This is a genomic window from Actinokineospora sp. PR83 (assembly GCF_021056305.1).
Lineage (GTDB): Bacteria > Actinomycetota > Actinomycetes > Mycobacteriales > Pseudonocardiaceae > Actinokineospora > Actinokineospora spheciospongiae.
Map to the genome: position 1 here is coordinate 1 of NZ_JAJCXD010000018.1, position 19,140 is coordinate 19,140.

Annotated in this window: 21 protein-coding genes, 3 tRNA genes and 1 pseudogene; 1 reads left to right on the forward strand and 24 read right to left on the reverse strand. The window is 70.7% G+C overall.

Annotation, left to right across the window (positions count from 1 at the left end):
- The 13 genes and pseudogenes from L6E12_RS06065 to rplJ all read right to left on the reverse strand — a co-directional run.
- Positions 1–278, reverse strand: a pseudogene (locus tag L6E12_RS06065) (hypothetical protein); the annotation flags it as partial.
- A 27-nt stretch (positions 279–305) separates the two neighbouring features.
- Positions 306–1,013, reverse strand: coding sequence for a hypothetical protein (locus tag L6E12_RS06070; RefSeq protein ID WP_236226893.1), 708 nt, complete (start codon positions 1,011–1,013; stop codon positions 306–308).
- A 76-nt stretch (positions 1,014–1,089) separates the two neighbouring features.
- Entirely contained in the window at positions 1,090–2,352 is a 1,263-nt protein-coding gene (locus tag L6E12_RS06075; protein ID WP_236226894.1) for an MCE family protein, read from the reverse strand.
- Positions 2,352–3,593, reverse strand: coding sequence for an MCE family protein (locus tag L6E12_RS06080; protein WP_236226895.1), 1,242 nt, complete (start codon positions 3,591–3,593; stop codon positions 2,352–2,354). The genes L6E12_RS06075 and L6E12_RS06080 overlap by 1 nt, the downstream gene beginning before the upstream one ends.
- Complete coding sequence (locus L6E12_RS06085; protein ID WP_236226896.1) at positions 3,593–4,789, reverse strand: MCE family protein; 1,197 nt, start codon at positions 4,787–4,789, stop codon at positions 3,593–3,595. The genes L6E12_RS06080 and L6E12_RS06085 overlap by 1 nt, the downstream gene beginning before the upstream one ends.
- The gene (locus L6E12_RS06090; RefSeq protein WP_236226960.1) at positions 4,786–5,778 is read right to left on the reverse strand and encodes an MCE family protein; all 993 of its coding nucleotides are present in this window, start codon (positions 5,776–5,778) and stop codon (positions 4,786–4,788) included. Before L6E12_RS06090 ends, L6E12_RS06085 begins: the two co-directional genes overlap by 4 nt.
- 5 nt (positions 5,779–5,783) lie before the next feature.
- Entirely contained in the window at positions 5,784–6,821 is a 1,038-nt protein-coding gene (locus L6E12_RS06095) for an MCE family protein (protein WP_236226897.1), read from the reverse strand.
- Positions 6,818–8,161: an MCE family protein gene (locus tag L6E12_RS06100; protein ID WP_236226898.1), complete on the reverse strand. Its 1,344-nt coding sequence runs from the start codon at positions 8,159–8,161 to the stop codon at positions 6,818–6,820. Before L6E12_RS06100 ends, L6E12_RS06095 begins: the two co-directional genes overlap by 4 nt.
- Positions 8,158–9,009, reverse strand: a complete 852-nt coding sequence (locus tag L6E12_RS06105) for an ABC transporter permease (protein WP_236226899.1) — start codon at positions 9,007–9,009, stop codon at positions 8,158–8,160. The genes L6E12_RS06100 and L6E12_RS06105 overlap by 4 nt, the downstream gene beginning before the upstream one ends.
- Positions 9,010–9,011: 2 nt before the next feature.
- Positions 9,012–9,806: an ABC transporter permease gene (locus tag L6E12_RS06110; RefSeq protein WP_236226900.1), complete on the reverse strand. Its 795-nt coding sequence runs from the start codon at positions 9,804–9,806 to the stop codon at positions 9,012–9,014.
- Positions 9,803–10,939 (reverse strand): ABC transporter ATP-binding protein, encoded by a 1,137-nt coding sequence (locus L6E12_RS06115; RefSeq protein WP_236226901.1) that lies wholly within the window; start codon positions 10,937–10,939, stop codon positions 9,803–9,805. The genes L6E12_RS06110 and L6E12_RS06115 overlap by 4 nt, the downstream gene beginning before the upstream one ends.
- Before the next feature lie 212 nt (positions 10,940–11,151).
- Positions 11,152–11,538 (reverse strand): 50S ribosomal protein L7/L12, encoded by a 387-nt coding sequence (gene rplL / locus L6E12_RS06120; protein ID WP_035279481.1) that lies wholly within the window; start codon positions 11,536–11,538, stop codon positions 11,152–11,154.
- 63 nt (positions 11,539–11,601) lie between these two features.
- Complete coding sequence (gene rplJ, locus L6E12_RS06125) at positions 11,602–12,165, reverse strand: 50S ribosomal protein L10 (RefSeq protein WP_236226902.1); 564 nt, start codon at positions 12,163–12,165, stop codon at positions 11,602–11,604.
- Positions 12,166–12,439: 274 nt separating this feature from the next.
- Here rplJ and L6E12_RS06130 point away from each other — a divergent pair, with 274 nt between their 5' ends.
- Entirely contained in the window at positions 12,440–13,213 is a 774-nt protein-coding gene (locus L6E12_RS06130; RefSeq protein WP_236226903.1) for a hypothetical protein, read from the forward strand.
- A 69-nt stretch (positions 13,214–13,282) separates the two neighbouring features.
- Here the strand turns inward: L6E12_RS06130 and rplA are convergent, their stop codons facing one another.
- From rplA to L6E12_RS06185, 11 genes are all read right to left on the reverse strand, one after another.
- On the reverse strand, positions 13,283–14,002 hold the full coding sequence (gene rplA / locus L6E12_RS06135) for a 50S ribosomal protein L1 (RefSeq protein WP_035279477.1): 720 nt from the start codon (positions 14,000–14,002) through the stop codon (positions 13,283–13,285).
- A 121-nt stretch (positions 14,003–14,123) separates the two neighbouring features.
- Entirely contained in the window at positions 14,124–14,555 is a 432-nt protein-coding gene (rplK, locus tag L6E12_RS06140; RefSeq protein WP_035279476.1) for a 50S ribosomal protein L11, read from the reverse strand.
- Between the two features lie 109 nt (positions 14,556–14,664).
- The gene (gene nusG / locus L6E12_RS06145; protein WP_236226904.1) at positions 14,665–15,579 is read right to left on the reverse strand and encodes a transcription termination/antitermination protein NusG; all 915 of its coding nucleotides are present in this window, start codon (positions 15,577–15,579) and stop codon (positions 14,665–14,667) included.
- Positions 15,580–15,650: 71 nt separating this feature from the next.
- Positions 15,651–16,085, reverse strand: coding sequence for a preprotein translocase subunit SecE (secE, locus tag L6E12_RS06150; RefSeq protein WP_236226905.1), 435 nt, complete (start codon positions 16,083–16,085; stop codon positions 15,651–15,653).
- Positions 16,086–16,161: 76 nt separating this feature from the next.
- A tRNA-Trp gene (locus tag L6E12_RS06155) sits at positions 16,162–16,234 on the reverse strand.
- Between the two features lie 161 nt (positions 16,235–16,395).
- Positions 16,396–17,502, reverse strand: coding sequence for a PLP-dependent aminotransferase family protein (locus L6E12_RS06160; RefSeq protein WP_236226906.1), 1,107 nt, complete (start codon positions 17,500–17,502; stop codon positions 16,396–16,398).
- 159 nt (positions 17,503–17,661) lie between these two features.
- A complete protein-coding gene (locus L6E12_RS06165; RefSeq protein WP_240012453.1) occupies positions 17,662–18,054 on the reverse strand; it encodes a MaoC/PaaZ C-terminal domain-containing protein in 393 nt (130 codons plus the stop codon).
- Between the two features lie 5 nt (positions 18,055–18,059).
- Positions 18,060–18,515: a MaoC family dehydratase N-terminal domain-containing protein gene (locus L6E12_RS06170; protein WP_236226908.1), complete on the reverse strand. Its 456-nt coding sequence runs from the start codon at positions 18,513–18,515 to the stop codon at positions 18,060–18,062.
- Between the two features lie 101 nt (positions 18,516–18,616).
- Positions 18,617–18,781, reverse strand: coding sequence for a 50S ribosomal protein L33 (gene rpmG / locus L6E12_RS06175; protein ID WP_035279464.1), 165 nt, complete (start codon positions 18,779–18,781; stop codon positions 18,617–18,619).
- A gap of 106 nt (positions 18,782–18,887) precedes the next feature.
- A tRNA-Met gene (locus tag L6E12_RS06180) sits at positions 18,888–18,960 on the reverse strand.
- A gap of 64 nt (positions 18,961–19,024) precedes the next feature.
- A tRNA-Thr gene (locus tag L6E12_RS06185) sits at positions 19,025–19,097 on the reverse strand.
- Between the last annotated feature and the right edge of the window lie 43 nt (positions 19,098–19,140).

Genomic DNA, 19,140 nt, shown 5'->3' on the forward strand with positions numbered 1-19,140 from the left:
CGGGACTCGGCGGTGGCGTCGGCCGGGGTCTCGTCGGCCGGGGCGCCGAGCACGCCGCCGGTCACCGCGGAGGCGGGTTCGGCGGTCTCGTCGGCGTCGGTCGCCCGGTCGGCGGACTCAGCGGCGCGCGGGCCGGTCGCGTCGGCCGGGGTCGGCGCCGGGTCGAGCGGCGAGGTCTCGGCGGACTCGTCGGCGGGGGTGGCGGGCCTGCGCAGACCGGCCACCCTGGGGCGGCGTGCGGGCGGGGTCGCCGGGCGGCGGCGCGGAGGCGTGGGCACTGCGGGTCCTCTCGACGGGCTCTCGGCTCAGCTTGCGGGGGTGAACGGCACCGTGTCGATCCCGGTGAGCTTCCAGCCGGTGTCGGTGCGCAGCAGGCTGGCCTGCACGCGCTGGTAGGTGGGGGTGGTCTGACCGCCGTCCGGGATCACCTCGACCAGCATCGCGGCCATGACCTGGGCGGTGCCGTCGCGGTCGTTGAGCTGGGTGACCGCGGACTTGAGGACCTTGGCGCTGGTGCTCGTCTTCGCCGACTCGATGGTGGGCTTGCTCGCGGCGCGCTTGCTGTGGACGTCGTTGTACAGGTCGCCGGTGGAGGCGGCCTCCCAGCGGTCCAGGCCCTCGTCGACCTTGCGGTAGTCCAGGGTGTTGAAGGTGACCATCGCGGCGTCGGCGACCCGGGACACCTCGTCGCGGGTGCGGTCGAGCGCCAGGTCGTCGTCGCCCGCGGCGACGGCCCAGGAGATGCCGAACCAGGCGGCGAAGACCAGCGCGACGGCGGCCAGCGCGCCCGCGCCGAGGAGGATCGGGTCGGGGCCGCGCCGCGCGGGCCCGTCCGCCGTGGACGCGCCTGCGCCGGTCCCGTCCGACCCGGGGGCGTCGGCCCGCTCGTCGTCGGCCTCGGGAACCAGGTCCGTGGAGGGCGCGGACGGCTCCTCGCGGGTGCCGTCGCCGTCGGCGACCTCCGCGTCCGCGATCTCGGCGCCGGGGTCGTCGCGCTCGTCCTTACTGGTCATGGCGCTCCAGGGTAGAGGGTGGCCGGTCAGGTCCGTGTTTGACTCCCCGGTAACAAGTACCGGGTGGACCGGCCGCTCAGCCGCCCAGGCCGAGCAGGCCCGCGAGCGTGGGCGGGCTGGGGTTGCCCGGCTGACCGATGGTGCCCGGCAGGTTCGCCGCCATCGCCGCAAGCTGCTCCCGCGACCGGTCCTGGTTGGCCGCGATGTCCTCCTGGCTCGGCGTGGCCGGGCTGCCGCCGAACGGGGCGTTCTGCGAGCCGCGCACGTTGATCGGGCTGCCCAGCGGTTCGGCGCAGTAGGCGGCGGTGTTCTCCGCGATCGGCGCCACGTCGGTGCCCGCGCGCCTGGTCGTGCCCTCGTAGCCCCTGGTGCACGGCGGCGGGTCGAACAGGTTGAGCGCCAGGCCGAGGTGGGCGGTGCCGTCGCCGGGGGCGACCGTCTTCGGGCCGACCGCCAGCACCGGGTAGACCACCAGCGCCAGCTCGATCCCGTCGACCCGGGTGCGGAGGATGTCCGAGGTGGTCAGCAGGTTCGCGGTGAGCACGCCCAGGCCCTGCCCGGACTCGCGCAGCAGGGTGACCACCGAGTCGGCGGCGGCCGGGGTGGCGGCGATCAGCGTGCGCAGCGCCGGGTCGGACGCCTTGAGCTGCGCGGTCACCTCGGCCAGGTCGGCGGCGAAGGACTTGATGTTGCCGGAGTTGGCCGCCTGGGTGCCCAGCACGGTGTTGCCGTCCTGGATCAGCTTGATCGTCTCCGGCAGGTTCTCCTTGGCCGCCCTGGTGAACTCGCTCGCCGTGTCGAGCAGGACCTGCAGGTCGGGTCCAGTCCCGGTGAACGCCTTGTCCAGCTCGTCGACGACGGTGCGCAGCGAGTCCGTGGGGACCGAGCGCGCCAGGCCGTCCAGGTCGCGGATGACGGTGTCGGTGCTGACCGGGGTCTTGGTCCGGTCGGCGGGGATGAGCGACCCCTCCCTGAGCACCTCGCCGCCGTCGTGGCGCGGGCGCAGGTCGACGAACTGCTCGCCGACCGCGGACCGGTTGGCCACCAGGGCGTCGAGGTCGGCGGGGATGTCCGGGGCGGACGGCTCGATGTTGAGATCCACCTCCATCCCCTCGCGGGTCAGCCGGATCTCCCCCACCCTGCCCACGTTCACGCCGCGGTAGGTGACCTCGGCGTTGGTGAAGATGCCACCGGACTCGACCAGCTCCATCCGCACCCGGTAGCCCTCGGAGCCGAAGGCGCGGCCGAGGTCGGTGAACCGGAACAGGGCGTAGACCACGGCCACGACCGCGATGACCGCGAACGCGATGAGCTGCCTGCGGACCGTTGTGGTGAGCATCAGGCACCGCCTCCGAGAAGGGCTCCGAGCAGGCCGGGCAGGCCGGTCCGCGCGGGGGTGGGCGGCGCCCCGGCCGCGGGCGGGGCGGCGGACGTGCCGAGACCGGGCAGCGGGGGCAGGGGCAGCAGCGGCGACGTCGGGGTGCCGGGGGCGGGGGTGGCGCCGGTGGGCGGGGCGGGAGTGCCGCCGATGCCGGGGATGAGGCTGTCGAGCGGGTTCTGCCGGGACCGGCCGAGGTTGTCCAGGACGTTCGACAGGTTCAGGTCGATGTCGGCGTAGATGTTGAAGTAGTCGCCCTTGACACCCGCGACCGCCGCGTCGGTGAACGGGAAGGTGATCAGCAGCTCCAGCGACTTGGGCAGGTCGTTGCCCGCCTCGCCCAGCTTGAGCAGCGTCGGGGTGAGCGCCTTGAGGTCGGCGACCAGGTCGGCCTGGCTGCGGTTGACCGTGTCGACCGCCACGCCGGAGAGCGAGTCGAGGCTCTGGAGCATGGTCACGAGCTGCCTGCGCTGGTCGGTGAGGACCTTCAGGCCGGGGCCGATGCCGTCGATCACGCCGACGATCCGGTCGCGCTGGCCGTTGAGGGTCATCGCCAGCCGGTTGACGCCGTCGATGGCCCTGGTGATGTCGGCCTTGCCCGCGTCGAGGGTGCTGACCGCGCTGTTGACGTTGTCCAGCAGCGCGCGGATGTCGGTCTCGCGGCCCTCGGTGGCCTTGTTCAGCTCCCGGGTGATGTCGCGCAGCTGCTCGACGCCGCCGCCGTTGAGCAGCAGCGACAGCGCGCCGAGGACCTCTTCGACCTCGGTGTTGCGGTTGGTGCGCCCGACCGGGATGACCGCCCCGTCGGCGAGCCTGCCCTCCGCCGCGGTGCCCGCGGGGGGCGTGGCCAGCTCCACGTACTTCTCGCCGAGCAGGCTGGACTGGCGCAGCTTGGCCGAGGCGTTGGCGGGCAGGTCGACGTCGCCGCGGACCAGCAGGGTCACCTCGGCGGTCCAGCCGTCGGCGGCGAAGCCGACCGAGTCGACCCGGCCGACGGCGACCTCGTTGACCTTGACCGCGGACTGCGGGACCAGGTCGAGCACGTCGCGGAACTCGACCTTCACCGTGTACGGGTGGTCGCCGAGGTCGGCGCCGCCGGGCAGCGGCAGGTCGTAGACGCCGGTGAACCCGCACCCGGAGGCGGTGAGCACGACCGCGCCCACCGCGGCGGCCACCCTGGTGGCGACTGCCCTGGCGCCCATCACTGGCCTCCCGTGGTGCCGAAGACCTGGCCCGCGAGCGGCAGCGGCAGCGACGGCAGCCGCCCGCTCTGCAGGTCGGAGATGATCTGCGCAGGCGTGGGCAGCGGCACCAGGCCCTGGACGACCGGGGCGAGCTGGTCGCAGGCGTCGGCCAGCGTGGTCGGCAGCCCGGTGGGGGTGCCCTGGCGGACCAGCTTGCACAGGGTGACGATCACCGGCTGGGTCAGCTCGTTGATGTTGGCCCTGGCGTCGAGGGTGCCGGAGGCGGCGTTGTAGGTGTTGATCACGTTGCTCAGCGCCAGCGGGGCGATGTCGAGGGTCTCGGCCAGCGCGGCCCGCTGGTCGGTGAGCACCTGGGTCACCGAGGCCAGCTTGTCCACGTTGGACCGGATGCGGCCGCGGTTGTCGTTGATGAACTGCTGCACCACGCCCAGGGACCGGCCGAGCTGGTCGACCGAGGCGGCGAGGTTGCCCTTCTCGGATGCCAGGAATTCGCTGACCTGGGCGAGCTGCCTGCTGAACAGGTTCACCTGATCGTCGCTGCCCGCCAGCGCGGTGGTGAACTTCTGGAGGTTGTCCACCGTGGCGAACAGGTCGGTGGAGTTGCCCGACAGGGTGCTGGAGAGCTGGCCGAGCTGCTTGATCGTGTCGTTGAGGGCCTGCCCGTTGCCGCCGAGGTTGGTCGCGGCCGTGGTGAGCAGGTCCGACAGCGCCCCGTTCTTGTTGGCCCCGTTCGGGCCGAGGGTCTCGCTGACCCTGGTGAGGCTGGCGTAGAGGTCGTCGACCTCCAGCGGGGTGGAGGTGCGCTCGCGCGGGATGACCGCGCCGGTGGCCATGACCGGGCCCGCGGTGTAGGCGGGGGCGAGCTGGACGTAGCGGTCGGACACCAGCGACGGCGCGACGATGAGCGCCTGCGCCTCGGCGGGCACGTCGACGGTCCGGTCCACCAGCACCTCGACCTCGACCACGTCCCCGCGCGGGGTGATCTTGTCGACGGTGCCGACCTTGACGCCCAGCACCCGCACGTCGTTGTCCTCGTAGAGGCCGACGACACCGGGGAACACGGCGGTGTAGCGCTTCTCGTTCGGTTCCCGCAGCAGCCACCACAGCGCCGCCGCGACGAGGAGGCCGAGCACGCAGGCGAGGGCGACGGTGCGGGACAGGTCGCGGCCGAACTTGCTGGAGAAGGTGCTCATTTCAGGTCCCCCAGGCAGCCGGAGCTGTTGATCGGGCCGAGCGAGGGCGGCAGCAGGCCGCAGATGTAGCTGTCGAACCACCGGCCGTTGCCCAGGACGTTGTTGAACTGCCGGGCGAACGGGGCGAACTTCTCGATCCCCTCGGCCAGCGAGTCCTGGTTGCGCTGGAGCATGGCGGTGAGCTGGTCGAGCCCGGTCAGCACCGGGCCGAGCTGGGCCTGGTTGTCGGAGACGAGCCCGGACAGCTCCCGCGACAGCGCCTGGGTGCCGGTGAGCAGCGCGTCGATGGCCTTCTTGCGGGCGTTGACCTCGTCGAGCAGCAGGTTCCCGTCGGTGATCAGCTTGACCACCTGGGCGTCGCGGTCGGCGAGGGTCTGGCTGAACTGCCGGGTGTTGCCGAGCAGCGCCGACAGCTCCCGGTCGCGCGAGGAGATCGTCTTCGACAGCGCCTGCAACCCGGTCAGCGCGCCCTTCACGTCGTCCGGGGTGTCGGCGAAGGTCTCGGTGATGACCTCGAAGCTCCGCGCGAGCTGGGAGGTGTTGATCTCGTCGGTGGTCTCGGCCAGCCCGCGGAAGGCCTCCAGCACGTCGTACGGGGCGGTGGTGCGCTCGCGCGGGATGCGGGTGCCCGGGTCGAGCACCTCGGTGCCGTCGGGTTCGAGGGAGAGGAACTTCTGGCCCAGCAGCGTCTTGATCCTGATGTCGGCGCGGGTGCGGTCGCCGATCCAGGCGTCCTTGACCTTGAAGCTGACCACCACCCGGTCGTGGTCGAGGTCGATGTCGGACACCTGGCCGACCTTGATCCCGGCGACCCGGACCTCGTCGTCGGGTCGCAGACCTGCGGCCTCGGTGAACTCGGCGCTGTAGGTGGTGCCGCCGCCGATGACCGGCAGGTCGTCGGAGTGGATGGCCGCGGTGAGGACCAGGCCGATGGTCAGCAGGCTGACCAGGCCGATCGGGATCGGGTTGCGCTGGCGGAAGGGCTTCATCGGGCTCATGGCGTCGTGCACCTCGGCTGGTTCGCGGGCAGCACCGGGATGTCGATGGGGGTGGTGATCAGACCGGGGATGCCGACCTGGCCGGAGGCCGAGCAGAGGAAGAAGTTCAGCCAGGAGCCGTAGCTGACCGTCCGCGCCAGCGTCTCCGTCTTCTGCGGCAGGAACTGGATGAACCGCTCCACGGTGGACTCGTTGGCGTTCAGGTTGTCCACCAGCCCGCCCAGCGCGGCGATGTCCTGCCGGAGTGGTTCGCGGGCCTCGGTGAGCAGGCCGGAGGTGGTCGTCGCCAGGCCGCCGAGGGCGTCGATGGCCTCGCCGATCGGCTCGCGGTCCTCGGCCAGGCCGCTCACCAACTGCTGCACCTGCCCGACCAGTTGCCCGAGCTGGTCGCCGCGGGAGTTGATCGCGCCGAGCACCCCGTTCAGGTTGGTGATCACCTCGCCGATCACCCGGTCCTTGTCGGCGAGGGTGGTGGTCAGCGTGGCCGTGTGCGCCAGCAGGTTCTCCACCGTGCCGCCCTCGCCCTGCAGGACCTGGATGACCTCGTAGGACAGCTTGTTGACGTCGTCCGGGGACAGCGCCTGGAACAGCGGTTTGAAGCCGTTGAAGAGCTGGGTCAGGTCCAGCGCGGGCCGGGTGCGCTCCAGCGGGATCACCTCGTCCTGCGCGAGCACGGCGTTCGGGTCGCCGCCCGCGCCCTGCCCGAGCGCGACGTAGCGCTGGCCGACCAGGTTGCGGAACTTGATCTGCGCGGTGACCGAGGCGGGCAGCTTGCGCCCGGCGGTCACGGAGAACCTGACCTCCGCCTGCTTGCGGTCGGCGATGGCGACCTCCTCCACCTGCCCGACCCGCACCCCGGAGATCCGGACGTCGTCACCGGGCAGCAACTGCGTGGCGTCGGTGAAGCGGGCGGTGTAGGTGGTGGTGTCGGACAGGTCGATGTTGGCGATGCTCACCGCGAGCACGCCGGTGGCGGCCACCGTGACGACCATGAAGACCGCCAGCTTGACCAGCGGGGCGACGAGGCTCCTCACCTGAAGCTCACCTCCGTGCCGCGGTAGGCGGGGCCGAGCAGCAGCGCGCTCCAGCTCGGCACCTGCTCCGGTGCCACCCCCAGGTCGGGGGCGAGCAACTGGGCCAGGAAGTCCGCCTCCCCCGGCGAGTTCACCAGGCCCAGGTCGCCGTCGGCCGGGGCGGACTGCGGGGTGGTGCCGCCGAGGTTGGCGGGCGGGTTGACCCCGTCCTGCTGCGAGCGGGCGGCGGGCTTGGCCGAGGCGCCGTCCTGGATCCGGCCGTCCGGCGGGTTCTGCGGGAACGGCGTGGGGAACTGGGTGAAGTCGTAGCAGCGCGGGCCGCGGTCGTCTTCGTAGGCGGGGGTGTCCTTGCCGGGCTCGTACTTGCCGCGGTTGACCGTGACCTCGATGGTGGCGTGCAGGCCGGGCCGGTCGGTGCCCTTGCCGAAGACCTTGTCCAGGGTGTCGACGTTGTCGGCCATCATCCCCAGCAGGCACGGGTACTCCGGGGAGTACCTGGCGAGCGCGTCCAGGGTGGGCCGCGAGCTGTCGGCGAGGCGGATCAGGTTGTCCCGGTTGATCCGCAGGAACGACTCCAGGTCGCGCGCGGCGGTGGTGGTCGTGGCGAACAGGCTGTCGAGGTTCGCGCGCTGCTCGGCGATGGTCTGCGAGGTGGTGGTCAGGTCGGTGAGCGCCTGCACCAGGTCCGGCGCGGCGTCGCTGTAGGTGTCGGAGACGGTGGCGAGCTGGACCAGGTCCGCGCGGAGCTGCGGCAGGTGCGGGTTCAACTCGCCGACCAGCGAACCCAGGTCGGACAGGGTCTGCCCGAGGGCGTCGCCGCGGCCCGCGAGGGCGGTGGAGATGGCGGTGAGGGTGCTGGAGAGCTTCTGCGGCTGCACCGCCTGCAGCACCGGCAGCAGGCTCTCGAACGCCTGCTCCAGCTCGACGGCCGCGGTGGAGGTGTCCTGCCGGATCCGGTCGCCGCCGCGCAGCCGGTCGGGCGAGGCGTCCTCGGGGATCTGCAGGGAGACGTAGCGCTCGCCGAACAGCGTCTTGGGCAGGAACCGGGCGGAGACGTCGGCCGGGATGACGTCGATCTTGTCCGGGTCCAGCGCCAGGTCCAGCTCGGCACCGTCGCGGGTCGGGGTGATGCCGCGGACCTCGCCGACGAGCAGCCCGCGCACCTTCACGTCGGAGTGCACCGCGAGCTGGTTGCCGACCTTGTCTGTGGTCAGCGTGACCGAGGCGACCGGGGTGAACGCCTTGTTGTACATGGCGATGCTCAGCGCGACGAGCCCGACGACGATCAGGATGAACGCCAGCCCGGACAGCCTCCGCTTGATGACTTTCCCGAGACTCATCCCGCGATCCTCACCGTCGTGGTCGTGCCCCAGATGGCGAAGCCGATGAAGAAGTTGACGATCGCGACCGTGACGATCGTGGTCCGCACCGCCCGCCCCACGGCGATCCCGACGCCCGCCGGGCCGCCACTGGCGTTGTAGCCGTAGTAGCAGTGCGACAGGATGATGATGACCGCGAAGATCAACACCTTGCCGAACGAGGAGAACACGTCCTCCGGCGGCAGGAAGAGGTTGAAGTAGTGGTCGTAGGTCCCCGCCGACTGCCCGTAGAAGTAGACGGTGATCGACCTCGACGCCAGGTACGACGTCAGCAGGCCGATGATGTAGAGCGGGATGACCGCGATGAACCCGGCGATGATCCGGGTGGTCACCAGGAACGGCAGGCTCGGGACCGCCATGACCTCCAGCGCGTCGATCTCCTCGGAGATCCGCATCGCGCCGAGCTGCGCGGTGAACCCGGACCCGACCGTCGCCGACAGCGCCAGCCCGGCGACCAGCGGCGCGATCTCCCGGGTGTTGATGTAGGCGGAGGCGAAGCCGGAGAACGCGGCGGTGCCGATCTGGTCCAGCGCGGCGTAGCCCTGCAACCCGACGACCACCCCGGTGAACACGGTCAGCCCGACCATCACCCCGACGGTGCCGCCGATGACCGCCAGCGCGCCGGAGCCGAAGCTGACCTCGGCCAGCAGCCGCATCGTCTCCCTGGTGTAGCGGCGCAGCGCCCGCGGGATCCAGGCCAGCGCGCGCACGTAGAACGAGAGCTGGTCGCCCAGCTCGTCGAGGACCCTCATCGGGCGGTCGTAGCCCCGCTTGGCGATCCGCTTCGCGGAATCGGCTGCCGAAGCCATGCTCAGCTCCCCTTCGCCGGGACGACCTGGAGGTACACCGCCGTCAGCACGAAGTTGACGAAGAACAGCAGGAGGAACGTGATGACCACGGACTGGTTCACCGCGTCACCCACCCCCTTGGGACCGCCCTTGGGGTTGAGCCCCCGGTGGGCGGCCACGACCCCGGCGATGAACCCGAAGATCAGCGCCTTCAGCTCGCTGATCCACAGGTCCGAGAGCTGGGCCAGGGCGGAGAAGCTGGCCAGGTACGCGCCCGGCGTGCCGCCCTGGAGCACGACGTTGAAGAAGTAGCCGCCCATCACCCCGACCACGCTGACCAGCCCGTTGAGCAGGACGGCCACCAGCATCGCGGCGAGCACCCTGGGCACGACCAGGCGCTGCACGGCGGAGACGCCCAGCACCTCCATCGCGTCGATCTCCTCGCGGATGGTGCGCGAACCGATGTCGGCGCAGATCGCCGAGCCGCCCGCGCCCGCCACCAACAGCGCGGTCACCAGCGGCGCCGCCTGCTGGATGATCGCCAGCACGCTCGCCGCGCCGGTGAACGACTGCGCGCCGAGCTGCACGATCAGCGTGCCGAGCTGCAACGCGATGATCGCGCCGAACGGGATGGCCACCAGCGCGGTCGGCAGGATCGTCACGCTGGCGATGAACCAGCACTGCTGGATGAACTCGCGGGTCTGGAACGGCCGCCGGAACGTGTTCACCACGACGTCGATGCCCAGCGCGCACAGCTTGCCCGTCTCGCGCAGCGCCCCGGCGCCGGGGAAGTCGCCGCGGGCGGCCTTGGTGGTCACGGGCGCCCGCTCCCCGGCCACCCGGGCTCGGGCACCCTGGCGATCTCCTGGGTGTCGTGCGGACCCGGCTGGTACCGCGGGCGCGGCGACGGCTGCGCGACCGGCTGGGCGAAACCGGTGCGAGCGCCGCCGACGCCGTAGTGGCGGCGCTCGTCGTCGGTCAGCGAGGCGATGATGCCCTGCTGGGCCACCGGCGGCAGGGTGTGCAGGATCTTCATGACCCGGTCCTTGCGGCGGCGCTCGCCCTGCCGCGGCGGCAGCCCGGGGGTGGGCACGAGCTGCGGGACCACGCCGCGCATGTCCTCCCCCGCGGTGCCGTCGGCGTGCCCGGCCTCCACGTGCGCCTGCTCGCGGGCCATCTGGGCGGCGTCCTTCTCCTCGGACATGCCGATCGGCCCGAGCCTGCGGCCGTTGAGGAACTGCTCGACCACCGGTTCGTCGCTGGTCAGCAGCACCTCGCGCGGGCCGAACATGACCAGTTCCTTGCGGAAGAGCATCCCCAGGTTGTCCGGCACCGTGCGGGCCAGGTTGATGTTGTGCGTGACGATCAGGATCGTCGCGTCGATCTGGGCGTTGAGGTCGATGAGGAGCTGGCTCAGGTAGGCGGTGCGGACCGGGTCCAACCCGGAGTCCGGCTCGTCGCACAGGATGATCTCGGGGTCGAGCACCAGCGCCCGAGCCAGGCCCGCGCGCTTGCGCATACCGCCGGAGATCTCCCCGGGGAGCTTGCCCTCCGCGCCCTGCAGACCGGTGAGGTCGAGCTTCTCCAGCACGATCCGCTTGATCTCGGACTCGGACTTCTTGGTGTGCTCGCGCAGCGGGAAGGCCACGTTGTCGTAGAGGTTCATCGACCCGAACAGCGCGCCGTCCTGGAACAGGACGCCGAAGAGCTTGCGCGTCTCGTAGAGCTTCGCCTCGCTGCACGTGACGATGTCCACGCCGTTGACCACGCAGCTTCCCCGGTCCGGCTTGAGCAGGCCGATCATCGACTTGAGGAACACCGACTTGCCGGTGCCCGACGGGCCGAGCATCACCGACACCTCACCGGGGGGCAGCGTCAGCGACACGTCCCGCCAGATGGCCTGCTTGCCGAAGGACTTCGTCAGACCCTCGATGACCACCTCGGCGCCCATCGGACCTCCCCGAACCTGTGCTCCGCCGCCCGGCCGCCCGCCGAACCGCGTCAGTGGATGCAACGACGGCGGACCGCCCTGGTTACTGCGGAAGTTACCGCCGAGTCGGAAAAGTACTCGGATGGCCCTTGTCCTGCACGCGGGGGTTGTGACGGGACGCAAAAAGGCCCGGCACCTGACGGTGCCGGGCCTCTTCGGGCTGCTGCGCTGGACTACTTGACGGAGACCTTGGCGCCCGCGGCCTCGAGCTTCTCCTTGGCGGCCTCGGCGGCCTCCTTGTTGACCTTCTCCAGGAGGGCCTTCGGAGCGGCCTCGACCAGCTCCTTGGCCTCCTTCAGGCCCAGGCCCGAGACGACCTCGCGGACGACCTTGATGACCTGGATCTTCTTGTCACCGGCGGCCTCGATGATGACGTCGAACTCGTCCTGCTCCTCGGCGGCCTCGGCCGGGGCGGCACCCGGCGCGGCGGCGGCCACGGCGACGGGGGCGGCGGCGGTGACCTCGAAGGTCTCCTCGAACTGCTTCACGAAGGACGACAGCTCCAGGAGGGTCATCTCCTTGAAGACGTCGAGCAGCTCGTCGGTGCTGAGCTTCGCCATGGTGGCGTTCCTTTCACTAACACACCCGGTCGAACGGGCGCGATGTACTTACCGGGTGGGTGTTCAGCTCTCGGCTGGGGCTTCGGCGGTCTCGGCCGCCTCGGCGGGCTCGCCCGCCGCCTTCTTCTCCTGCAGGGCGGCGGCGAGGCGCGCGACCTGCGAGGCCGGGGCCTGGAACAGACCGGCGGCCTTGGACAGGTTGCCCTTCATCGCACCGGCCAGCTTGGCGAGGAGGACCTCGCGGCTGTCCAGGTCGGCGATCCGGGTGACCTCGTCCACGGACAGCGCGCGGCCGTCCATGTAGCCGCCCTTGACGACCAGGCCCTTGTTGTCCTTCGCGAAGTCGCGAATGGCCTTGGCCGCGTCGACCGGCTCACCGGTGACGAACGCGATGGCGGTCGGACCGACGAAGAGGGACTCGAGACCCTCCACGCCCGCGTCCTCGGCCGCCCGCTTCACCAGGGTGTTCTTGGCGACGCGGTAGGACGAGCCGGAGCCGAGGGCGCGCCGCAGCGTGGTCAGCTGCGCCACGGTGAGGCCGCTGTACTCGGTCACGACGGCAGCCGAGCTGGTGCGGAACTTGTCCGCGATCTCGGCGACGGCGTTGACCTTGTCAGGCTTCGCCATGGGACGCCTCCTCTCGTGTGCATGGGGTTGCGCCGGCATCACGAGGGCCCTGGAACGCACGAACGCCCCGGCGCGAGAGCGGCACGGGGCGTGGCAGCGCGCGGGGCGCTGCGTCTTCCTCGTTCCCCCTGCGCGGGCCGCCCACATCCGGGGCCTTCGTCCTGCGCGGCCCTGGCGGGCAGCGCGGGAAACCAGCGGTCTTCGGTAGAACTACCGGCAAGAGTACGCGCCCGGCTGTCGACTCTCCAAATCGGGTCACGGCACAATGGTCGACGTGGCCGACAACCAGCAGTCAGGACCCGGCGACCCCGAGTCGAGGCCGCCCGCCCTGCGCCCCCCGGCACCGCCCCCCGCGGCGCAGGGCCCGACTCCCCCGCCCGGCCAACCCCTGAGCGCGGAGGAAGCCGAGCGCTGGCGGCAGTTCCAGGAGTTCCAGCGCTTCCAGGAGTTCCGCGACTCCTCGCAGTTCGGCGAGGCCCCGGAACCGGACAGGCCGCGCCGCCGGGGCAAGCCGGTGTGGAAGAAGCTGCTGCTGTCCAAGTGGCTGCGCAGGCTGGCGTTCCTCCTGGTGGTGGTCCTGGCGTTGAACTGGGCCTACGAGAAGTACTTCGGCAACCCGGACGAGAACCTCCCGGCCTCGGTGACCGGTGGCTTCAAGACCGAGCGCACGGTGCTGTTCGCCACCGACCCGAAGGAGGCCATCCGCGCCTTCTACGACAACGTCGCCCAGGAGACCCTCCCCGACGCCTGCACCCGGTTCGAGACCGAGGCGGTGGAGCGGTCGTTCGCGAACCACTTCAACGCCCCCGACTGCGCCACCGCGGTGCGGCGGCTGCACGCGGAGGTGACCGGCAAGAACGACTACGCCGAGGTGTACTTCCCCACCGACGTCAGCCTCGTCCCCGGTCCGGACAAGACGGTGGTGGTCAGCTCCTGCGACCTGGAGGTCAGCGCCGGTCCGCGCCTGGGCCGCTTCACGATCAAGGTCATCGAGGGCTCGCGCGGCGACCAGTGGACCATCTCCCGGCACGAGCGCGAGACCTGCTGAACGAGGCCGGACGACGAACGAGGGCGGCCCCGCCGAAGCGGGACCGCCCTCGTTTCGTGGAGGGGAGGCTCAGACAGCCGCCTCGTCCTCCAGCAGGTTGCGGGTGCGCGACGGGTCGACCGGGATGCCGGGGCCCATCGTGGTGGAGAAGGTGATCTTCTTCAGGAAGCGGCCCTTCGCGGCCGACGGCTTGGCCCGGAGGACCTCGTCCAGCGCGGCGGCGTAGTTCTCGACCAGCTTCTCCTTGTCGAAGGAGACCTTGCCGATGACCAGGTGCAGGTTGGCCTGCTTGTCCACCCGGAAGTTGATCTTGCCGCCCTTGATCTCGTTGACGGCCTTGGTGACGTCCGGGGTGACGGTGCCGGTCTTCGGGTTCGGCATCAGGCCGCGCGGGCCCAGGATGCGGGCGATCCGGCCGACCTTGGCCATCTGGTCCGGGGTGGCGATCGCGGCGTCGAAGTCGAGCCAGCCGCCCTGGATCCGCTCGATCAGGTCCTCGGCGCCCACGGCGTCGGCACCGGCGGCCTCGGCCTCGGCGGCCTTGTCGCCGGTGGCGAAGACGATGACGCGGGCGGTCTTGCCGGTGCCGTGCGGCAGGTTGACCGTGCCGCGGACCATCTGGTCGGCCTTGCGGGGGTCCACGCCGAGCCGGATGGCGACCTCGACGGTCGCGTCCAGCTTCACCTTGGAGGTGTCCTTGGCGAGGTTGGCCGCCTCGAGCGGGCTGTAGAGCCGCTCGCGGTCGATCAGCTCCGCCGCCTGACGGTATGCCTTGCTGCGCTTTGCCATTGCTGTTCCTCTGGTAAGTCCTGGAGTGCGGTGCCGGTCAGGAAGGCGAACCGGCGTCCGCTGATCAGTTGTGGTGCGAGCCGCGCTCGGCCCTCCCACGTCGGTGCTGGTGGAGCGGGTCCTACTCGACCGTGATGCCCATCGAGCGGGCGGTGCCCGCGATGATCTTGGCGGCCTGGTCGATGTCGACCGCGTTCAGGTCGGCCTTCTTGGTCTCGGCGATCTCGCGCACCTGGTCCCAGGTCACCTTGGCGACCTTCTTGGTGTGCGGCTCCGGCGAGCCCTTCTCCACCCCGGCGGCCTTGAGCAGCAGCTTCGCCGCGGGCGGGGTCTTGAGCTTGAAGTCGAACGAGCGGTCCTCGAACACGGAGATCTCGACCGGCACGACCTGCCCGCGCTGCGACTCGGTCGCGGCGTTGTAGGCCTTGCAGAACTCCATGATGTTGACGCCGTGCTGGCCCAGCGCGGGGCCGACCGGCGGGGCCGGGTTGGCCAGGCCCGCCTTGATCTGCAGCTTGATGATCGCTGCGAGCTTCTTCTTCTTGGGTGGCATTTCCGTGCTTCCTGTTTCCATCGGGAGTGGCCAGGTACGGCCACAGGGTCCGCACCCGGCGAATGGCTGCGCCGGGTGCGGCCGTCCGTCCCCGCGGGCGGGGAGCGGATCAGATCTTGGAGACCTGGGTGAACGACAGCTCGACCGGGGTCTCCCGGCCGAAGATCGACACCAGGACCTTCAGCTTCTGCCCGTCGGCGTTGACCTCGCTGATCGTGGCGGGCAGCGTGGCGAACGGGCCGTCCATGACGGTGACCGACTCGCCGACCTCGAAGTCCACCTCGACCGCGGGACCGCGGGACGCGCCGCCGGAGGAGCCCTTGGCCTTGTCCGGCTTGGCCTCCTCGACCCGCGGGAGGAGGAACTTCAGCACCTCGTCGATGGTCAGCGGCGACGGCTTGGAGGTCGCGCCGACAAAACCGGTGACCCCGGGGGTGTTGCGGACCGCGGACCAGGAGGCGTCGTTGAGTTCCATCCGGACCAGGATGTAGCCGGGCAGCACCTTGCGCTGCACCTGCTTGCGCTGGCCGTTCTTGATCTCGGTGACCTCTTCGGTCGGCACCTCGACCTGGAAGATGAACTCCTCCTGGTCGAGGGTCTGGATGCGGGTCTCGAGGTTGGTCTTGACCTTGTTCTCGTAACCCGCGTAGGAGTGCACGACGTACCAGTCGCCAGGGGCCGCGCGCAGCGCGTCGCGCATCTCGGCGACCGGGTCGGCGGGCGGGGCGTCGATCGGGGTCTCGTCAACAGCGGCGCTGTCCACAGCCTCGGACTCAACAGCCTCGGTCTCAGCGGCTTCGGACTCGGCCGCCGCCGAGTCCTCGGTGTCCGCGTCGTCGTCGGAGTCCGCAGCGTCGGTGTCCGCGCTGTCGGCCCCGTCGGTGCCGTCGGCCTCATCGGCGCTGTCGGTCTCGGTGGAGTCCACCGCGTCCGCGTCGGACTCGGTGTCCTTGGCCGCGAAGACCTCGTCGTCGGTGAGGGCGGACAGGCCACTCCCGTCGGCGGCGCCGTTCTCGGAGGTCACAGTTGGTCTCGCTTCCTTTCGTACATCACGTCCCCAGCCCGTTCCGACCGGCGCACCCAGCGGGCGCGGGCTCAGCCGAACAGCCAGAAAACGCCCTTGCCGAGGAGGAGGTCGAGGCCCGAGACCAGCGCCACCATGAAGGCGACGAACACCAGCACCACGGCGGTGTAGGTGATCAGCTGCTTGCGCGTGGGCCAGATGACCTTGCGCAGCTCGGAGACGACCTCGCGGAGGAACCGGGCGATGCGCGCGAAGAACGACACCTTCTCGGCCTTGCGCTCCCTGCTGGGGGTCGCACGGCCCTTCTTGTCGCTCGCGTCGGCCGCGCCGGTCTTGCCCGCGGGGCGGACCGCCTTGACCCGCTCGGTCTTGGGGTCGACGTCCTTGCCCGTGGAGGCAGCGGCGGCGGCGGGCCGGGCGGTGCCGCGGCGTTCCCGCCGGGAAGCGGCGGTGGACGGACGAGAGGGGCGCTCCTGCCCCTCTTCCCGCTCCTTGTCCTCGGCCACGCCATCCTCCACTCGGTGTGTTCTGTTCGCCCGGACCGGCCGAGTCGAGGACTCGGGCCGGACCGGGCGACAAACGCAGGGGCGACAGGAATCGAACCTGCAACCTGCGGTTTTGGAGACCGCTGCTCTGCCAATTGAGCTACGCCCCTGTGCAGCCTCGCGGCTGCGTGGTGCGAACGCACCCGATCGACCCCCACCTTACCGCTCGCGCGGACCAGCGTGGGCGATCAAGCCGTCCCAAGCACGAGAGCATACGGTACCCGGGAGTGGGTCTCGCAACCGAGGCCCACATCCCGGGTGACCAGTGCTCTCAGCCCGCGGTGACCTGCAACGAGCGCAGCGCCTCGGCGAGGCGGCCGACGCCCTCGGCGATCTGGTCGGCGCGCACCCCGGAGTAGGCCAGGCGCATGGTCGACGCGCCGCCCTCCAGCAGGAAGTCGGTGCCCTTGACGAAGGTCACCCCGCGCTCCTCTGCGGCGGGCAGCAGCCGCGCCACGTCGACGCCCTCGGGCAGCTCGACCCACATGAAGTAGCCGCCCTCGGGGGCGGTGAACTTCGCCTCCGGAAGCTGCTCGGCCAGCGCCGCGCACAGCGTCGCGACCCGCTCGGCCAGGGCCGCGTTGACCTTGGCGATCGACCGGTCGAGGCCGCCGTCGACGCAGAACTGGTAGACCACGGCCTGGGCGAACATGTTGGGCGAGATGTAGGTGTTGGTCGCCCGCGCCCGCACCCGCGCCACCAGCTCCTTGGGGCCGACGATGTAGCCGACGCGCACGCCGGGGGCCACCGTCTTGGAGAACGAGCTGGCGTAGACGACCCGGCCGCGGCCCTCGTCGAGCTCCAGCATGGTCGGCAGCGGCTCACCGGCGAACCGGATCTGCGCGTACGGGTCGTCCTCGAAGACGACGAAGTCGTACTGCTCGGCCAGCTCCAGCAGGCGCTTGCGCTTGGCCAGGCTCAGCGTGTAGCCAGCCGGGTTCTGGAAGTTGGGGATGATGTGCGCGAACGTCGGGCGCAGGCCCCCGTCGAGCAGGGCGGCCAGCTCCTCGGTGTCGATGCCGTCGAGGTCCAGCGCCACCGGCCGCACGTCGGCGCCGCGCTCGCGCAGGCCGAGCAGGGTGCGGTCGTAGGTGGGCCGCTCCACGACGACCGGGCTGCCGGAGACGACGAGCTGGTCGAACAGGAACGCGTCGGCCTGCATCGAGCCGTTGGTGACCAGCACCTGGTCCTCGGCCACGCCGTGCCGCTCGGCGAGCAGCTTGCGCAGCGGGGGGTAGCCGATCGCGGTGCCGTAGCCGAGGGCGCCGCCGGGGTCTTGGGTGAGCGCCGCGTCCGTGGCGGCCTTGAGGCCTGCCACGTCGATGATGTCGAGGGAGGGGGCGCCGCGGGCGAAGGAGATGAGGTCGGATGCCGTCACCCGGGCGAATCTAGTCCCGTCCCACCGGGGCTGGGCGAGTGGGCTGCATTACCCGACGCACCCCCGGTTTGGCCAGCCCCGGACGACAAATGTTGCGGGCGTCCCCCGGGTGACCGGAGCAATTCCGGCGGCCGGGCCGGTGTCCGGCCGCCGGGGGGTTCAGGGGCGGACGATGGCGATGGCCTTGCCGAGGACGGTCCGGCCGTCGAACCGGGCGGTGATGTCGATGCGCAGGTCGCCGTTGTCGAGCACCGCGCCGACCTTGGCGCTCAGCTCCACCAGGGCGCCCTTGTCGTCGTCCGGGACGACCACGGGCCGGGTGAACCGGGCGCTGTAGCTGACCAGCGTGCCCACCCGGGCCTCGGTGACGACCCGACCGGCGACGCCCATGGTCAGCATCCCGTGCGCGATGACGCCCGGGAGGCCGACCTCCTTGGCGAAGCGCTCGTTCCAGTGGATCGGGTTGTGGTCGAGCGCCGCGCCCGCGTACCGGACCAGGTCGGCCCGGGTCAGCCGGACCTGCAGCGGGGGCAGCTCGGCACCCTTCTCCAGCGCGCTCACGTGTCGGCTCCCGCGTCCCGCACGACCAACTGCGCCGTGCCGGTGACCCTGGGCTCGCCCGCCTCGGTGGTGATCTCCGCCTTGAGCACGATGAAGTCGTTGCCCGCCCGGCTCATGATGCTCTGCACCGACCCCACCGCGACCAGCCGGTCCCCGGCCACGACGGGCCGGTGGTACTCGAAGCTCTGGTCCCCGTGCACCATCCGGCCGTAGTCGAGCCCCAGCTTGGGGTCGGACACGATGGTGTTGATGAGTTCGAGGTTCAGGATGGTGGTGAACGTCGGCGGTGCCACCACGTCCGGGAAGCCCGCGGCGCGCGCGGCCTCCGGGTCGCGGTGCACGGGATCGGTGTCGCCGATCGCGTCCACGAACTCCTTGATCTTCGCCCGCCCCACCTCGTACACGGGTGAAGGCGGGTAGGTACGCCCCACAAACGACTGGTCGAGTGCCACGGAAGCACCTTATCCAGGGGGGCCTGAAAACGACCAAAGCCGTCCCACCGAGGTGGGACGGCTCAGTCAGCCTGCCAGGGGAGCCCGGGGGCCCCGGTGGGTCAGCGGGTCTCCTTGTGCAGCTTGTGCGCGCCGCAGTTCGGGCAGAACTTCTTCATCTCCAGGCGGTCCGGGTCGTTGCGCCGGTTCTTCTTGGTGATGTAGTTGCGGTGCTTGCAGCTCTCACACGCGAGCGTGATCTTCGGCCGCACGTCAGTAGAAGCCACAGCAATGCCTTTCGTAACCGATGACCGCCCTGCGGGCGGAGAGACCTGGCCCACTGCCTGGACCGGGTCTCAAGGATGCGAGGGGCGAGCCCCTCGGTCTATCACGTAGCGACGGCCGGACTTGAACCGGCGACACAACGATTATGAGCCGTTTGCTCTACCAACTGAGCTACGCCGCTATGACATGGTTCAAGCCGCGACACACCGCAGAAATTCCCGGTGTAACCGCGGCTTCAACCGTCGAGCCCCTTTACGGAATCGAACCGTAGACCTTCTCCTTACCATGGAGACGCTCTGCCGACTGAGCTAAAGGGGCTGGTCTGGCTCCTGCCGCCTGGTTTCCCTGGCGACGCGGGTAA

What these genes read in the sequence shown, in the direction of transcription:
- L6E12_RS06070 (WP_236226893.1), bottom strand. Translation starts at nt 1,013, where the DNA reads ATGACCAGTAAGGACGAGCGCGACGACCCCGGCGCCGAGATCGCGGAC.
- L6E12_RS06075 (WP_236226894.1), bottom strand. Translation starts at nt 2,352, where the DNA reads ATGCTCACCACAACGGTCCGCAGGCAGCTCATCGCGTTCGCGGTCATC.
- L6E12_RS06080 (WP_236226895.1), bottom strand. Translation starts at nt 3,593, where the DNA reads ATGGGCGCCAGGGCAGTCGCCACCAGGGTGGCCGCCGCGGTGGGCGCG.
- L6E12_RS06085 (WP_236226896.1), bottom strand. Translation starts at nt 4,789, where the DNA reads ATGAGCACCTTCTCCAGCAAGTTCGGCCGCGACCTGTCCCGCACCGTC.
- L6E12_RS06090 (WP_236226960.1), bottom strand. Translation starts at nt 5,778, where the DNA reads ATGAAGCCCTTCCGCCAGCGCAACCCGATCCCGATCGGCCTGGTCAGC.
- L6E12_RS06100 (WP_236226898.1), bottom strand. Translation starts at nt 8,161, where the DNA reads ATGAGTCTCGGGAAAGTCATCAAGCGGAGGCTGTCCGGGCTGGCGTTC.
- L6E12_RS06105 (WP_236226899.1), bottom strand. Translation starts at nt 9,009, where the DNA reads ATGGCTTCGGCAGCCGATTCCGCGAAGCGGATCGCCAAGCGGGGCTAC.
- L6E12_RS06115 (WP_236226901.1), bottom strand. Translation starts at nt 10,939, where the DNA reads ATGGGCGCCGAGGTGGTCATCGAGGGTCTGACGAAGTCCTTCGGCAAG.
- rplL (WP_035279481.1), bottom strand. Translation starts at nt 11,538, where the DNA reads ATGGCGAAGCTCAGCACCGACGAGCTGCTCGACGTCTTCAAGGAGATG.
- rplJ (WP_236226902.1), bottom strand. Translation starts at nt 12,165, where the DNA reads ATGGCGAAGCCTGACAAGGTCAACGCCGTCGCCGAGATCGCGGACAAG.
- rplA (WP_035279477.1), bottom strand. Translation starts at nt 14,002, where the DNA reads ATGGCAAAGCGCAGCAAGGCATACCGTCAGGCGGCGGAGCTGATCGAC.
- rplK (WP_035279476.1), bottom strand. Translation starts at nt 14,555, where the DNA reads ATGCCACCCAAGAAGAAGAAGCTCGCAGCGATCATCAAGCTGCAGATC.